This is a genomic window from Phenylobacterium sp. (genome assembly GCF_036495085.1).
In the GTDB taxonomy this organism is placed as follows: Bacteria; Pseudomonadota; Alphaproteobacteria; order Caulobacterales; family Caulobacteraceae; genus Phenylobacterium.
Window position 1 is genome coordinate 1 of record NZ_DASXNL010000096.1, and the last position, 15,831, is coordinate 15,831.

General features: G+C 64.7%; 13 protein-coding genes. 10 read left to right on the top strand and 3 right to left on the bottom strand.

The annotated features are described in order from the left end of the window. Positions 1 to 583: 583 nt before the first annotated feature. Positions 584 to 2,320: a class I adenylate-forming enzyme family protein gene (locus VGI62_RS11025; RefSeq protein WP_331504534.1), complete on the top strand. Its 1,737-nt coding sequence runs from the start codon at positions 584 to 586 to the stop codon at positions 2,318 to 2,320. Between the two features lie 187 nt (positions 2,321 to 2,507). Here the strand turns inward: VGI62_RS11025 and VGI62_RS11030 are convergent, their stop codons facing one another. Next, positions 2,508 to 4,244, bottom strand: a complete 1,737-nt coding sequence (locus VGI62_RS11030) for a thiamine pyrophosphate-binding protein (RefSeq protein WP_331504535.1) — start codon at positions 4,242 to 4,244, stop codon at positions 2,508 to 2,510. 81 nt (positions 4,245 to 4,325) lie between these two features. Further along, entirely contained in the window at positions 4,326 to 4,754 is a 429-nt protein-coding gene (locus VGI62_RS11035) for a heme-binding protein (protein WP_331504536.1), read from the bottom strand. A 337-nt stretch (positions 4,755 to 5,091) separates the two neighbouring features. On the opposite strand from VGI62_RS11035, the gene VGI62_RS11040 reads away from it, so the two are divergent. From VGI62_RS11040 to VGI62_RS11070, 7 genes are all read left to right on the top strand, one after another. Beyond that, positions 5,092 to 6,582 (top strand): NAD(P)/FAD-dependent oxidoreductase, encoded by a 1,491-nt coding sequence (locus tag VGI62_RS11040; protein ID WP_331504537.1) that lies wholly within the window; start codon positions 5,092 to 5,094, stop codon positions 6,580 to 6,582. Positions 6,583 to 6,652: 70 nt separating this feature from the next. Then, on the top strand, positions 6,653 to 7,072 hold the full coding sequence (locus VGI62_RS11045; RefSeq protein WP_331504538.1) for a nuclear transport factor 2 family protein: 420 nt from the start codon (positions 6,653 to 6,655) through the stop codon (positions 7,070 to 7,072). A 66-nt stretch (positions 7,073 to 7,138) separates the two neighbouring features. Continuing rightward, the gene (locus VGI62_RS11050) at positions 7,139 to 7,378 is read left to right on the top strand and encodes a biotin/lipoyl-containing protein (RefSeq protein WP_331504539.1); all 240 of its coding nucleotides are present in this window, start codon (positions 7,139 to 7,141) and stop codon (positions 7,376 to 7,378) included. A 2-nt stretch (positions 7,379 to 7,380) separates the two neighbouring features. Continuing rightward, entirely contained in the window at positions 7,381 to 8,361 is a 981-nt protein-coding gene (locus tag VGI62_RS11055) for a thiamine pyrophosphate-dependent dehydrogenase E1 component subunit alpha (RefSeq protein WP_331504540.1), read from the top strand. A gap of 1 nt (position 8,362) precedes the next feature. After that, on the top strand, positions 8,363 to 9,334 hold the full coding sequence (locus tag VGI62_RS11060) for an alpha-ketoacid dehydrogenase subunit beta (protein ID WP_331504541.1): 972 nt from the start codon (positions 8,363 to 8,365) through the stop codon (positions 9,332 to 9,334). Between the two features lie 27 nt (positions 9,335 to 9,361). After that, positions 9,362 to 10,927: an NAD(P)/FAD-dependent oxidoreductase gene (locus VGI62_RS11065; RefSeq protein WP_331504542.1), complete on the top strand. Its 1,566-nt coding sequence runs from the start codon at positions 9,362 to 9,364 to the stop codon at positions 10,925 to 10,927. A gap of 38 nt (positions 10,928 to 10,965) precedes the next feature. Further along, positions 10,966 to 11,616 carry a carboxymuconolactone decarboxylase family protein gene (locus tag VGI62_RS11070; RefSeq protein ID WP_331504543.1) on the top strand — a complete coding sequence of 217 codons (651 nt, stop codon included), beginning with the start codon at positions 10,966 to 10,968 and terminating at the stop codon, positions 11,614 to 11,616. A 19-nt stretch (positions 11,617 to 11,635) separates the two neighbouring features. Here VGI62_RS11070 and VGI62_RS11075 read toward each other — a convergent pair whose 3' ends face one another. Continuing rightward, positions 11,636 to 12,433 carry a glucose 1-dehydrogenase gene (locus VGI62_RS11075; RefSeq protein ID WP_331504544.1) on the bottom strand — a complete coding sequence of 266 codons (798 nt, stop codon included), beginning with the start codon at positions 12,431 to 12,433 and terminating at the stop codon, positions 11,636 to 11,638. Positions 12,434 to 12,673: 240 nt separating this feature from the next. Between VGI62_RS11075 and VGI62_RS11080 the strand changes: the two genes are divergently transcribed. Together VGI62_RS11080 and VGI62_RS11085 are read left to right on the top strand one after the other, a co-directional pair. Further along, on the top strand, positions 12,674 to 14,935 hold the full coding sequence (locus VGI62_RS11080) for a TonB-dependent receptor (RefSeq protein WP_331504545.1): 2,262 nt from the start codon (positions 12,674 to 12,676) through the stop codon (positions 14,933 to 14,935). Between the two features lie 49 nt (positions 14,936 to 14,984). Next, positions 14,985 to 15,827, top strand: coding sequence for an SDR family NAD(P)-dependent oxidoreductase (locus tag VGI62_RS11085; protein WP_331504546.1), 843 nt, complete (start codon positions 14,985 to 14,987; stop codon positions 15,825 to 15,827). The last annotated feature ends 4 nt before the right edge of the window (positions 15,828 to 15,831 follow it).

A 15,831-nucleotide genomic window follows, 5' to 3' on the forward strand; every position in this document is an offset into this window, starting at 1 on the left:
CCTGATCAGCGTCTTCCTGATGCCGGCGCTCTATGCCCTGGTGGCGCAGCCCGATGATCGGCTGCAGGTCTGACCCGCCACTGAAATCGCAGCTTCACCACCCGTGCTGACAGGTTAACCCGTGCGAGCCCGAAGTTGGCCCGCGCCTCTTATTTTCACGCGGGCTGGGGTGGCGACCGCCCACGCCCCGTGGCATGGCCCCCCAGGGTTCGAAGTCCGGCTGGGCGCACCGCCTCGGGCATGGGTCGGGAGATTAGATGCGGCTGGGGTTGAAGGTGTTGTCGACGGCGGCGCTAGCGATGAACCTCCTGGCTGAGCTTTGGTCACCAGGGTGCTCGGGGGACACCGCAGCACATTGAAGCAGGGGCAGACGCGCCTCTTCGTCCTGTGGGACCAGTCCGCGTCTGAAGGAGGTCGCACTCAGTTTCTCTGGGCTTTGGATGCAATCTTGGGACACTCGCCCTCTTGGTTCGCATCAACGATACCTGTATTGCTTGCCTCTTGAATGCAATTGGATGGACAGCCTAAGCTCTGCCATGCTTTGCGAGACGCCCTTCAGCAGCCGCGCCGCAGAGGTTCGCCAATGAGCGCCACGAGACCCTGGCCGGCCGTGGACATGGCCGCGGCCTTGGCACGTCTGACCGCCCCCGGCGCGCCATTTGAGATGAGCACGGTCGAGGTCCATGGGCGCAGTTTGCGGGTTTATGTGCAGGCTAAGAGCCACCTGCGCCAGGTCCTCGACGAGAGCCGCCGGTTCGGCGACCGCGAATTCCTGGTCTTCGAGGGCGAGCGGCTCGGTTTCGAGGCGCATTGGAGGGCCGCGAGCGCATTCGGCCGAGCGCTTACGGCGCGGCTCGGCGTGAGCAAGGGCGACCGCGTCGCCGTGGCCATGCGGAATTTCCCTGAATGGTCCATCGCGGCCTGGGGCGCCTTGGCTGTCGGCGCGGTTCTCGTGCCGCTAAACGCCTGGGAGCCGGGCTCGTCGTTGGCCCGCATGCTGCGCGACAGCGGCGCGAAGGTGGCGGTGGTCGACGCCGAGCGTCTGAACCGGTTGACGCCGGAACTCAACGCAGGCGATGCCGTGCGCTTGGTGCTGGTGCGCGGCGAGGCGCCGGAGGACATCCAGCGCTTCACAGACCTGATTGGCCCGCCAGACGGCTACCGCGCACTGCCCGGCGAGCCCGCGCCGCCGCTTGACCTGCAACCGGACGACCTCGCGACAATCTTCTACACCTCCGGCACCACCGGCCATTCGAAGGGGGCACTTGGCACGCACCGGAACGTGGCTAGCAACCTTATCAACACCGGCTTCCGCGCGGCGCGAGCAGCCGTTCGGCGCGGCGACTCCTGGCCGCAGGCGGCCGCTATCCCGGCCGAACGCCGCCAACTCCTTCCCCTGCCATTCTTCCACGTAACCGGCTTCCACTCGACCTTGGTCCCTGCCCTGGCGAACGGCGTGACCCTCTTTCTGATGCACCGGTGGGACGTCCAGGCCGCACTGTCGCTGATCGAGCGCGAATGCGTCCAAGCGCTGACCTTGGTGCCGGCGCAGGCTTGGCAACTGGTCGACGCGGTCACAGCCCGAGGTCGAGGCGTTAGTTCGGTGGACACCGTAGGCTACGGCGGCGCGGCGGCGGCCGCTGAGCTCGCCGGCCGCGTCCGTGACACATTCCCCGGCGCCTTCCCCGGCCAGGGCTATGGCGCCACCGAGACCTCGTCACTCGTCGCGGCCACCAGCCATGAGGACATGCTGGCCAGGCCCGGCAGCGTGGGCGTCGCCATGCCCTGCTGCGACCTGCGCATCGTGGACGACGACGGACGCGACGTAGCCGTGGGCGCCCCGGGCGAGCTCTGGGTGTCCGGGCCCAACGTGGTGCTCGGCTATTGGGAGGCGCCGGAGGCCACCGCTGCAGCCTTTGTGGATGGCTGGTACCGCACCGGTGACATTGGGCGCATCGATCAAGACGGCTTCGTGACTATCCTGGACCGCGCCAAGGACATGCTGATCCGTGGCGGGGAGAACATTTACTGCGTCGAGATTGAGGACGTTCTCATGGGTCATCCGGCGGTTGCCGAAGCCGCCATCGTCGGGATTCCCGACCGCATACTGGGCGACACCGTCGGCGCCCTGGTGCGATTGAAGGTCGGCTGCGCGGCCGACCCTGCTGATTTGCAGGCGCATGTGGCGGGGCGCCTTGCAGCGCACAAGGTCCCCGTCGAGCTGCACCTGCGCTTCGCCCCCTTCCCCCGCAATGCAGCGGGCAAGGTCCTGAAACGGGAATTGCGCGACGAACTCCTCGCGGCCCTGGCCGACGGTTGATTGAGCGCCTCAGTGAAGACCTGCTGGTCCGCAAGGGATCCAGTTCGGCGCCTCGTGGGCGTAGGCTTGCAAGGGCCGAAGTCCGGGTCGGAGGCAGTGGAGCTTGATTCCAGACAGGCGGAATTCATCCCCCAGATCAGGGAATTGTCGCCCTAGAACTCGCCGTCGCCAGCAGGCGGATAAGTCGTTAGGCCTTGGCTTTTTCGATGGGGATATTGGCATAGTACGGTATCGGGATCCCATCACCGCCGCTTACGTCGCCGACCATCATCCGGGTGCGCGGATGCGGGACGCCGGCGTCGACGATGACGTTGAGGCAGGTCGGCAGACCGGAGTTCAACGCCTCGGTCACCGCGGGCCCCAGATCCTCATAAGTATCGATACGTTTGCCACGCACGTTGAAGCCCTGGGCCACTGTGTCGTAGGCCACGTCCGCTAGAGTTACGATCGCCTCGTGGTTCTTTCCGTAGAGCAGGGCCTGGGCGTTTCGCGACATGCCCCATTCCGAATTGTTGAGGACGATGGTCAGCACCGGGAGCTTGTGCCGAGCCATGGTGTCGAATTCCTGGATGTTGAAGCCCGCTCCGCCGTCACCGGCGAAACAGACCACCGGGCGTCCGGGATGAGCTCGCGCGGCGCCCATGGCGAAGCCCGAACTAACCCCGAGGCATCCCAGGTAGCCGCAGCGCAGGAACTGGCCAGCCCCCATCGACCGCGCCTGGTCGCCAACCCAGTTACCCGCCTCTCCCCCATCGGCCACGAGAGTGACCTCCGGCGGCAGGGCTTCCAGCACCGCCTTTACTGCATGGTAGGGATGGATGACGCCGGGACGGCTCTGGGGCGGTACCTGGGCGAAGGCGGCGTGCGGCGCCTCGCGCAGCGTCCGCAGCTGCGCCGCCCAGTCGCCCCGTTTGGTCCACGAGTGGTTGGGCGCACAGGCCAGAAGGGCGTCCAGCATCGCGCCGCAGTCGGCGACGATCGGCAAGTCGCTTAACCGGACACGGCCGATCTCCTGGGGATCGACCTCGACCTGCGCGACGAAGGCGTCGGCGGGAATGATGGCCCCCATCGCCCCGCCCAGGAACATGCCCATGCGCGCCCCAAGCAGCAGGACAGCGTCCGGACCCGAGCCGGCGTGCGCCGCGGCGGCCAGCACGCCGGCCGCGCCACCGTAAAAGGCATGGTCGTCAGGCAGGACGCCCAACGCCTTCTGGCTGGCCACCACCGGGATGCCGGTCAGCTCGGCAAAGGCTTTCAGCCGCGCCCCGGCGTCGGTCAACACCGCCCCGCCACCGGCGATGATCACGGGCCGCTCACTCCTGCGCAGGACCGCAATCAGCTCATCTACAGTCTCCTGCGACGGGGCCGGCGGCGCGACCTTCTTAGGCGGAGGCGAAACCGCCTGGTCGGTGGGCATGAAGATCACGTCGATGGGGATCTCCAGGAAAACCGGTCCCGGCGGGCCGCTAAGCGCGATCTCAGCAGCGCGGCGGGTAAACTCAGCTATGCGATCCACGTCGGTGACCCGATAGGCCCACTTGGTCACGGGCCTCGCCATGGCCAGTGCGTCGAAGCCGCCCTGAAGGGTGTTGGCTTCGTCATCCCGCATCGGCGCCGCGCCCGAGATGAATAGCACTGGGATCTTGTCCAGGTAGGCGTTGGTGATGGCGGTCAGTGTGTTGGTGAAGCCGGGTCCGGCGGTCGTGGCGCAGACCCCCAGCTTGCCGTTGGACGAGCGTGCGTATCCGTCCGCCGCATGGCCAGCCGCCGCTTCATGGCGCGTGTCCGTGAGCCGAATCCCGTAGTCTGCGCAGGCGATGAACAGGGGATCCAGGTGACTGCCGTGCAGCGCGAATATCTCGGTCACGCCGAGGCCGGCCAGGGTTTCGGCCATCAGTTCCCCGCCCGCGCGCTTCTTCGTCATGCTCATCGCCCTTGTTGTCGTCAGACCTGTCGATCCACCGCGCCGCGAACGCCCGCAGGCCGCTCGCAGGAAGTGCGCGCCTTAGCCTAGCCCCAGCGCCGCCAGCGCCGCAGTCGCAACCTTCATGTCCTGCTCGTAGTGGCCGCCGCTCACGCCGATGCCGCCGACGATCTGGCCGTCGACCTTGATCGGATAGCCGCCGCCGAAGACCACCAGCCGGGGCGTCTTGATGATGCCGTGGAGCAATGGAGGGTCGTTCTTCACAAACTCGAACCACTCGTGGGTTGCGATGCCGAAGGAGACAGCGGTGTAGGCCTTGTCCTGGGCGATATCCACGCTCAGCAAGGCGGCGCCGTCCATCCGGCTCATTGCCTTCAGCACGCCCGACTCGTCGACGATCGCGATCACCATCGGCACGCCGAGGTCTTTGGCTGCAGCCTCACCGGCGGCAATCAGCGCTGCGGCGGACTGCGAGGCTATGGATGTGCGTGCGATGGTTTCTACCAACATAGGCTCCCCTGTCGGGTTGAGATCAATGGGCGAGGGCGCCCGCCGGAGCACATCTACCTAGCGCCCATGATTGCATACAAACTTTGAGATTGACTGACAATCGCTTGTCGCTGCGCGCACGCCCGCCGTCAAAGCAATGTCGGAATCCGGAATGCGAACGCACCTATTGAAACGCGTGCTGCGGAAGCTATGTCTCGCGGGCGTTCCGACGTGGCCCCAACATCTATGGGCCGGGGGACACCTCAGAACCTGAAAGAATTGCATGCAATATTTGCACGGGCGCCGGCTTTGAGCTAGCAGATAGGCAACCGCCGGTTAGAGCGGGGAGGAGGAGCCGTTGGACGACGCTGTGATGAGCACGACGGCCGGACCGGACGCAGTGGGTGTGCGATCCATCCGTGTCGCAGTGATCGGGGCCGGGATGGCGGGCATTCTCGCCGGCTCCAAGCTCCATGAGCGCGGCTTCGCCTGCACGATCTTCGAAAAGGCCCACCAGGTCGGCGGCACTTGGCGGGACAACACTTATCCAGGCCTGGCGTGCGATGTGCCGGCGCATTGGTACACCTACTCTTTCGCCCGCAACCCCGACTGGAACTCAACCCTCGCACCGGGACCGGAACTCCACGCCTATTTCACAAGGGTGGCGAAGAACTACGGCCTCTTTCCGCTCATCCGGTTTGGCGAGGAAGTCGTGCGGGTCGAGCGTCTGGACGGCCAGTGGGAAGTCACGACCGCCGGCGGGCAGCGAGAACGCTTCGACGTGGTGATCACCTGCACCGGGATATTGCACCACCCGAACATCCCGCACTTCGAAGGCGTCGAAACGTTCGAAGGGCGCGTGTTCCACTCCTCGCAGTGGGATCATAGCGTGCCCCTCGATGGCCGCCGCGTCGGGGTGGTCGGGACCGGCTCGACCGCCGCCCAGCTCACCGTGGCGCTAGCCCCGCGGGCGTCTCGCTTCGACCTCTTTCAGAGGACGGCGCAGTGGGTGATGCCACGCCCTAACGCGTCCTATTCCGAGGAGGAAAAGGCGCTGTTCCGCGCCGACCCCCGCGCGCTGGAAGAGCTCGTGCAGCAGTACCGCTCCCGAAGTGTCGACGGCTATGCCGCTGCCGTCATCGACGTCGATTCCCCTCAGCTGGCCGAGATCGAGCGTCTGTGCCGGGAGAACCTCGAGACGGTGCGCGATCCGGGGCTACGCCGCCGGCTCACCCCAAGTTACCGGGCGGCGTGCAAGCGCCTGGTGATCTCGAACGACTTCTACGATGCGATCCAGCATCCCAACGCCAACCTGGTGACATCGGCGATCGAACGGATCGAACCGCAAGGAGTGCGTACGGCCGATGGAGTGCTACACGACCTGGATGTGCTGGTGCTCGCCACGGGCTTCCGGACCGACCGCTTCATACGTCCGGCGAAGGTGCTGGGCCGAAACGGCGTGGATCTGGACGAGGTATGGTCCACTTCCCCGATCGCCTACCTGGCCGTGTCGGTGCCGGACTTCCCGAATTTCTTCTTCCTGAACGGGCCGAACAGTCCCGTCGGAAACTTCTCGGCGATCGAGACCTGCGAGCGGCAGCTCGCCTATGTCCTCCAGCTGCTCGATGGCCTTCTGACGCGAAAATACCAGGAAGTCAGTGTCACCCACGAGGCGTTGCGGCGCTTCGAGGATGAACGACGGCTCGCGGCCAAGAAGACCGTGTGGGTGACCGGCTGCGATAGCTGGTACCTCGACAAGGAGGGCGTCCCATCGTCGTGGACGTTCTCCTACGGCCGGTTCGTCGAGGAGATGACGCGGCCTCGCATGCAGGACTTCGAGAAACGATGAAGCTGGCCTCGGCGTGCGCTCCCGCGCGAGTGTTCGAATGCGGGGTAAAACAATATGCAGGGAGCAAATCATGGTGAGCCGAGACCACATCGCGGGCGTCCTTCGAGAATTGAACGCCGCGGAGAACAACCGGCCAAACACTACGGTGGAGGCGACCAGCGCCCGGATCGACAAGCTCATGGCTCCCGATGTCCACGGTTGGCGCGCTGGCGTAACGGTGCCGGACAGGGCGGCCGAACGCGAGAACGAGCGCCTCGGGTTCGGGGCCCTGCAGGACTACCACCGCGACTTCGATCAGGTGATCATCGATCCACCCATGGCGTGCATCAACTGGACGATCCGGGGGTCGTTCAACGGCAAGCCTGTGGTCGCGCCGGGCGCCTCGATCTTCCGGTTCAGCGACGACGGGCTCATCGTCCAATACTGGATGTACATCAACCCGAACGACTTTTCGTATCGCCGCGAATACGCCGCGGCGAACCCCGCTTAGGCGGGTCACAGGCGCCGGCGCCCCGGACGACGGACCCGACTCCAGTTAGTAGACGGAGACATCTTCATGACGGTCAGTGTGCTTCTTCCCGCCGCCGGTATGGGCGTCACGGAAGCGACGATCACCAGTTGGCTAAAGGCTATCGGCGATCGCGTCGAGAAGGGTGAGATCATCGCCGAGATGGAGACCGCCAAGACGACGGTGGAGATCGAGGCGCCCGTCAGCGGGGTCCTGACAGACATCGCGGTCGAGGAGGGCGCGATGGTGGAGGTGGATGTCCAGATCGCCACAATTGAGGAAGCCTGAGGATGTCGCTCGATCCCTCCCGTCAGCTTGAACTCTTCACCCGGATGCTTCGCATCCGCAGGTTCGAGGAGAGCCTTATTGCGGACTATCCCATCGGGCACATGAGCATCGGTCACGAAGGCGCGGTGGCAGGCGCCTGCATGGCGCTACGCGACGACGACTATGTCACCGGCACGCACCGCTCGCATGGGCATCCCATCGGCAAGGGCGCCGAACTCGCGCCGCTGATGGCGGAGCTCTACGGAAAGCGCACGGGGATTTGCAAAGGGTTGGGCGGCTCGATGCATCTCACCGACACGAAAATGGGCCTCATCTGCGAGTCCGCCATCGTCGGCGGCGGCATTCCGCTGGCGACGGGCGCGGGCCTCAGCATCCAGGTCCGTGGGACGGATCAGGTCGCGCTCTGCTTCTTCGGCGACGGCGCCGTGAACGAGGGCACCTTCCACGAAAGCATCAACATGGCGTCAATCTGGAAGCTGCCGGTGATCTACTTCTGCGAAAACAACGGCTACGCGGTCACCACCACAGTGGCGAAATCCCACGGCCAGCCTGACGTCGCGCGGCGCGGGGACGGCTACGGCGTCCCCGGGGTCATTGTCGACGGTCAAAATGCCGAGGCGGTCTACGAGGCGACGAACGAGGCCGTCCAGCGGGCCCGGTCTGGTGGCGGACCGACCTTGATCGAAGCCAAGACTTATCGCTTTGACGAACATTCCAACCGACTGCCAATCCCCTTCGCTTACCGCAGCGAGGAAGAGGTGGCCTTCCACAGGAACGAGCGGGATCCGGTCACGCTGTACCGCAATGTCCTGGCGTCCCGGGGGCAGGAGTCGGGCTTGGCCGCCATCGAGGCAGCCGTCGCCGCGGCGATCTCGGATGCCGTCCAGTTCGCCAAGGATAGCCCTGAGCCCGAGGTGCAGGACATGCTGGATTCCATGTACAGCAACCCGGTCAATTTCCCCGTTCAGCACGAAGGAATTTGACGTGCGCAATTCGACACAAAAGCTGTCGTACCTCGAAGCCATCGTGGCGGCGATGCGGGAGGAGATGCGCCGCGACGAACGCGTCATCCTCATGGGCGAGGATATCGCGGTCTACGGCGCACAGGGCCTCTGCGAGGAATTCGCCGGGCCACGGATTCGCAACACGCCAATTTCGGAGGCCAGCTTCACTGGCGTCGGGGTCGGGGCAGCGCTCACCGGCCTTAGGCCGATCGTCGACCTCACCATCGCCAGCTTCGCATATCTCGCCTCGGACCAGATCATCAACCAGGCCGCCAAGCTGCGCTTTATGACGGGAGGCCAGCTCAAGGTCCCCCTCGTGGTGCGCGCCAGCACCTATTACAACAACCGCACGGCCGCGCAGCACGCCGACCGGCCTTACCCCCTTTTCATGAACACGCCCGGCCTGAAGGTGCTGGCTCCCGCGACCGCGACGGACGCGAAGGGCCTGCTGAAGTCGGCAATCCGCGATGACGATCCGGTGGTCTTTTTCGAGGACATCACCTTGTGGGCGAAGAAGGAGGACGTCCCGGCCGACGAGGACTTCCTCATTCCCATAGGGAAGGCGGATATCAAGCGATCGGGCGCGGACGTTACGATCGTGTCCATCGCCGGTTGCTTGCCGCATGCCCTGGCCGCGGCGGAGACGCTCGCCAAGGAGGGCGTCGATGCCGAAGTGATTGACCTGCGGACGATCGTCCCGATGGACAGGGAGACCATCCTTACGTCGGTGGCGAAGACCGGCCGGCTGGTGATTGCGGACAATTCCCACAAGGTAGGCAGCGTCGCATCGGAAATCGCCGCCGTGGTGGCCGAGGAAGGTTTCGAAAGCCTGCGCAAGCCCATTCAGCGCGTCGCCACGCCTTCGATCCAGATTCCCTACAACGCGAAGCTCGAAAAGCTGCTCTATCCGACCAAGGACAAGATCGTCGCAGCTGTCCGCGCCATCCTATGAAGTCCCGGATTGAGGCCAGCCATCAATATGTCTGAAGTACGCGAACGTACCCGCGATCTGGCGGCCGAGCGACTGACGACGACAGCCCCGAGCCGGCGGATTCCGAAACTCGATTGCGAATTCCTGATCGTGGGGGCTGGTCTGTCCGGCTTGGCGACAGCGGTCTATCTGCAGAAGATCGGATTCGAGGACATTATCCTCCTGGACCGGTCCCATACGCTGGGCGGCACGTGGCGGGACAACACCTATCTCGGCTGCACCGTCGATCTCCCCACAATCTATTACTCATTCTCCTTCGAGCCGCTGTTCGACTGGTCGACGTTCTACGCTCCGCAGTCAGAGCTCTTCTCATACTGCCAGATGGTCGCGACCAAGTATGGACTCCACGAGAAGATCCGCTGCGACTCCTTGGTCACCGCCTGCCGCTACGACGCCGAATCCAACGTCTGGTTCACTGACCTGGCGGATGGACGCCGGTTCGTCTCCCGGTACCTGACAGTCGCGACCGGCCTGTTCTCAACTCCGAACCTGCCGGATATCGAAGGCATCGAGCGGTTCAGGGGAAAGGTCTTCCACTCGACCGCTTGGGACCACAGCTACGACTTCAACGGCAAGATTGCCGCCGTGATCGGGAATGGCGCCACAGGCGTGCAAATCATCCCCGAGGTGGCCGAGTTGGTCGACCGACTCGATGTCTACCAGCGCACCCCCACCTGGGTTCTGCCCAAACCCAGTAAGCCGCTCAGCCCTCGCATGAAGTGGATGCTGAAACATGTCCCGGGCTTCGCCTACCTGCTGCGGCAGCTCGCATTCCTGATAATCGACATACCGCTGTACGGCATCCTCACCGACCATCCGCGCTTCCGCTGGTTGGGCAAGCGACTGGAAAGGATGTGCGTGGAGTACGTGCGTCGGGAGCTTCCCGATCCGGACATGCAGGCGAAGATGATCCCCTCCTTCGACTTCGGCTGCCGCCGGCCCACCTGGAGTAGCAAGTTCTACAAGGCGTTCCTGCGGCCCAACGTGGCCCTCATCACCGACGGCATCGCGCGGATCACCGAGGACTCGGTGATCACGACCGATGGCAGGGAGCGCAAGGTCGATGCGATCATCCTGGCGACGGGGTTCAGGCGCGGTGAGCGGCATACCCAGCCAACGATCCCGATCTATGGAAAGACCGGGGAGGAGCTCGAAGACTACTGGGAGGCGGAAGGCCGCCAGGCTTTCAAAGGCGTCTCCATTACCGGGTTCCCCAACCTGTTCTTGATCTTCGGTCCCTACAGTGTGGTCAGCCTTTCCTTCATCCGGATGATGGAGGCCTCCGTCTTCCACATCGCCCGGGTGATGCGGGCCGCCCGCCGTCGCGGGGCCAATTATGTAGAAGTAACGCCGCAGGCCCAGGCCCGCGATCAAGCGTTGATGACTCGGCTCAGCGCGCGGAACATCTTCCTGCACGGGAACTGCGTGGGCGCCTTGCCTGGCGACACGCTCAAGGCGCCTAGGGGGGGGCTGCGGCCGCGCAACAGCTTCGTCTCGTGGCTGGAGCAGCGCACCTTCAGCCTTTCGAGCTACGTCTTCGCCCGAAAGGACTGACTTTCCCGCGCCCGCGCAAACGGAGTTAGGACAGCAAGATGCCCAGATTGCCCCTCGTGAGCCGCGCGGACGTCGACGACCCCCTCATCCTGTTCATGTACGACCGCAAGTTCCCCGGGCGCGATCCTGCGAAGGACCCCGGCATGACCGCATCGGGCGCGCCGGGCAACTACGAGGCGGTGTTCGCCCATTCGCCGGACATCCTGGAGCACGCGGTGCGCGGCTTCTACGTGAAGCAGACCAAGGCGCGAAAGCTGCCACTCAAGCTGATGGAGCTCGCCATCACCCGCATCGGCTACGCCTGCGGGTGCCGCTGGATGTTCTCGGAGCACTCCAAGATCCTGCGCGCGCTCGGCTACGCGGACGAGACCATCTCGGCCCTGCGCAACTGGTCGATCCACCCCAGCTTCACCGCGGAGGAGCGGGCGGTACTGGCTTATGCGGACTGTCTCGCCTTGGAGCATGGGCGCACGCCCGACACATTGTTCGCCGAGCTGCAGACACACTTCGATGCCGAGCAGATTGTGGAGCTTACCTACATAACCTCGATGTTCGTGATGAACGCCGGGATGATCCGGGCGCTCAGGCTCGAGCACGACGACTACGACGATCCGGTGCGCGAGATGCCCTCGCCAGCGGAATACAGCTACGTGGACCGCGAGCCGACTCCGCTACCGAGCCGCGGTTGATCCAGCTTCCGGGCGGCGCCTAGCGGATCACCAGCCCGCCATCGATTATCAGGTCTATGCCCGTGACATAGCGCGCCTCGTCGCTGGCCAGGTAGAGCACGCCATAGGCGACGTCCTCCGGCTGTCCGACTCGGCCCAAGGGCGCTAGCCGGGCGGCCGTGGCGCGCGCGTCGACGGCGTCGCCGCTGACCCCCTCCAGCCGGGAGAAGATCGGCGTGTCGATTACGCCCGGCAGAACCGCATTCACCCGCACCCCGTCTCCCAGGGCCGCGCATTGCTTGGCGACGGCCTTGGTCAGCGACCGCACACCGCCCTTTGCTGCGGAATAGGAAACGAAAACGCTCGATCCCACCTTGGCCGTCACCGAAGACACGTTGACGATCGATCCACCGCCGCCCTCGCGGATCAGGGGCAGGCTGTGCTTGATCCCGAGAAACACGCCGTCGAGATTCACCGACTGCTGGCGTCGCCAATCCTCGAGGGCGAGATCCGCCACCGGCCCGCCGATCCCCATCCCAGCATTGTTCACCAGGATATCGAGGCGCCCGAACCGCTTGCGAACCTCCTGCACCGCCTGCATCCAGTGGTCTTCTCGCGACACGTCTAGTGGCAGATAGAAGACTTCGCTCTCATCGTTCGACAGGGCCTGCGCGGCCTGGCGCCCCAGCCCGTCCTGCACGTCCGCCAGGATGACTCGCGCGCCCTCTTCCCGCATCAACCTGGCGCACGCCAGCCCGATGCCGCTCGCCGCGCCCGTCACTAGGGCGATCTTTCCCTCTACCCGCGCCCCTTTCACGTCCACGACGTCCTCATGCATGCAATGTGATAGCGCAAGCGGAGACGCGCGCCGTACAGGATCTCCATATTACCACGTATTAACAACGACTTTGTAACTCCCAAATTCCACTCCGCGACCGGGGCCCTGAAGGGGGTGATTGCAATCTGAATGCAATTCTGCCAACTCTAGCCGTAAGAAAAAGGCGCTCCGCTCCCAGACCGGAAACGACGCAACGCAAGAGCGACGGTCGCCACGTCGCGACAATAGGGGGGATGAACCATGACCAACCGTCGCCGTGACTCCAATTTCGTATCGCGCGTGATCGCCGGTGTGCTGATGGCCAGCGCCGGCGGGACGTCCGTCGCCGTTGCGGCAGACGCGCCTGGCACGCTCCAGGAGATCATCGTCACCGCCCAGAAGCGGGAGGAAAAGCTCCAAGAGGTGCCGGTCTCGATTAGCGTGATCTCCGGCCTGAAGACCCAGGAGATGGGCATCAGCGACCTGCGGGTGCTGCAGGGCTACGTGCCCAGCATGGCGATTCTGAACAGCGGGGTGAATCCGATCGTCTATATCCGCGGCTTCGGCTCCGGACCCAACAACGTCGCCTTTGACCAGGAGGTCTCGATCTACCTGGACGGGATCTACGGCGGCCGCGCGCCGCAGTTTACCGCGCCGTTCTTTGACCTCGACCGCATGGAGGTGCTGCGTGGGCCCCAGGGCGCCTTGTTTGGGCGCAATACCGCGGCCGGAGCCATCAGCCTGGTTTCCGCCAAGCCAACCTGGACCCCCGAGGCTTCGGCCACCGCCGGCTACAACATCAGCCGCCAGGGGTTCGAGGGCAGCGGCTACGTCAGCGGACCGCTCAGCGACACAGTAGCGGCCCGCCTGGCGGTGAAGTACACCGACGAGGACGGTTACCTGAAGAACCTGGCCACCGGCGACCGTGACCCTCATCTAAAGGATCAGCTGGTTCGCCTTTCCCTCGCGTGGCGGCCGAATCAGGACTTCGACCTGACGACCAAGCTGGAATACGGCAAGCACGAGTTCGACGGCGGCGTCACCAAGTCCGGCTTTCTGACCCAGTCGACCGACTTCAACGACGTCCGGTACGTCAGTGAGCCCTATGGCCCAAGCCCGGAGCCTGAGAACAGCGGCATCGAGAGCTACAACGCCGCGGTCACCGCCGACTACAGGCTGGGCGACTTCACCCTGACCTCGGTGAGTGGCTACTCAGAATTCACCACGACCCGCCTCTCCGCCTACGACGAACTGAACCCGGACGGATCGATCCAGCCCAACGGGGGCAATGCGCTGTACGCCAACGGCTTCCCCGAGTACCAGACGCAATGGTCCGAGGAACTCCGCCTGCTGTCGCCGACGGGCAAGCGACTGGAGTATGTTGCGGGCATCTATGTCGACACCGCGGTCTACAAGCTGCATCAGGACACCTTCTACCGACTGCTGGGCGGCGGCACGATCACCGGCTCCCAGGCCACTGACTTCCGGCAGAACAGCGACACCTATTCGGTCTTCGGCCAGGGCACGTTCCATGCGACCGACGCGATCCGGCTGGTGGGCGGCCTGCGCTACTCGCACACGAGCAAGGACGCCACATTCAGCTCAAAGACCGTGTCCGGGGTCGCCTTGAACCCAATCGTCCCGGGGATCGCCGGCTCGCTGTCCGAGCACTACCTGGATCCCTCGGCCACCCTGCAATTCGACGCGGCCAAAGGAGTGATGCTCTACGCCACCTTCGCCCAGGGCTCGAAATCCGGAGGGTTCGTCTCCAACACCTATGGCATGACGGTCGACCGGTTCCAGTTCAAGCCGGAGCAGTCGCGGAATTACGAAGTCGGGGTGAAGTCGACCCTTCTGGACGGACGCATGACCGCCAACCTCTCGATATTCGACACCAAGTTCACCAACTTGCAGCAGTCGTCCTACGATCCCGACCGCCGCACCTTCATCACCCGCAACGCCGCAAGCGCCGAAGCCAAGGGCGCGGAGGCCGATGTGCAATGGCTGGTGATTGACCCGCTGGAGCTGAGCCTGGGGCTTTCCTATCTCGACGCCAAGTTCACGAACTTCCCCGGCGCCGCTTGCCTCGCGTACGAAACGCTGGCGCAGTGCAACTCGGCCGACCCCGCCAGCCTGGCGGCGCACAATATTGCGGGCCTCCCGCTGCAGTACGCACCGAAGTGGAGCGGCAACCTGGGCGCGCGCTATACACTCGAGACGGGCAATGGCTACAGGATCGTCAGCAACCTCAACGCCCTTTTCCGCAGCAGTTACTTCATCGCCGACGGATATAGCCCGATCTGGGGGGTGCAGGACGGTTGGGTGAAGCTGGACGCACGCATCCAGGCCGGACCTGACAACGACCGCTGGCACGTGGCCTTGGTCGGCCGCAACCTGACCGATCAGAAGACAGTCGGCAACGCCATCCGCTTCCCGGCCTCGATCACCACGACAACCCGCTCGATCAATTGGATGGACGAGTACCGCTCCGTCGTCGTCGAGGGCACATACCGGTTCTTTTGATCGCGCTACCGGCGCCCGTCCTGGGCGCCGGAAAGTCTGGAGATCGGGCATGAGGTTTGAAGGCCGCGTGGCCGTTGTCACCGGGGCCGGCCGTACCGGCGGCATCGGCGAGGCGATCGCGCTGCGGCTCGCCAGCGAGGGCGCTTCCGTGGCCGTAGTGGATATCTGCCGCGATCGCCCGGAAGTCCCGCGCGAGAAATTCGGAACCTGGACGCAACTGAGCGAAGTGGCCGACAAGGTCAGGGCTCTCGGGGGCCGAAGCTTGGCGATCAAGGCGGACGTCACTTCGGAAGCTGAGGTCGCCGGACTGATGACCCAGGTGCAATCGGAGTTTGGCCGCCTGGACATCCTGTTCAACAATGCCGGCGGCGGGACCGGCGCCGGACCGGTGGACCAGACGCCGGTATCAGAGCTCGCCCTCGCCGACTGGGAATACACCTTCAAGATCAGCCTGGACTCGGTGTTCCTCTGCTCCAAGCACGCCTCGCCAATTATCGCTGCTGGCGGCGGCGGCGCGATCGTGAACACCTCCTCGATCTCAGCGCACCGCAGCGCCGGTGGCCTGTCCGCCTACGTCACCGCCAAGTGGGGCGTGATCGCCCTCACCCGGCAGCTGGCGCTGGAGCTGGCGGCCCAGAACATCCGGGTGAACGCCTTCTCGCCCGGCATGACGCTCACGCCCTACGTAGCCCAGCGGTACGAAGCCGTCGCTGCCCGCACTCCCGGCGCTACGGCAGAGGAGGAAATGAACAAGTATGTGATGGCGCGCATCCCGATGGCCCGGCCCGCCCGGCCCGAAGAAATGGCTTCCGTCGCGGCGTTCCTGGCGAGCGACGACGCCAGCTACATGACCGGCCAGACCCTGCAGGTGGACGGCGGCCTCCACGTCTGAAAGA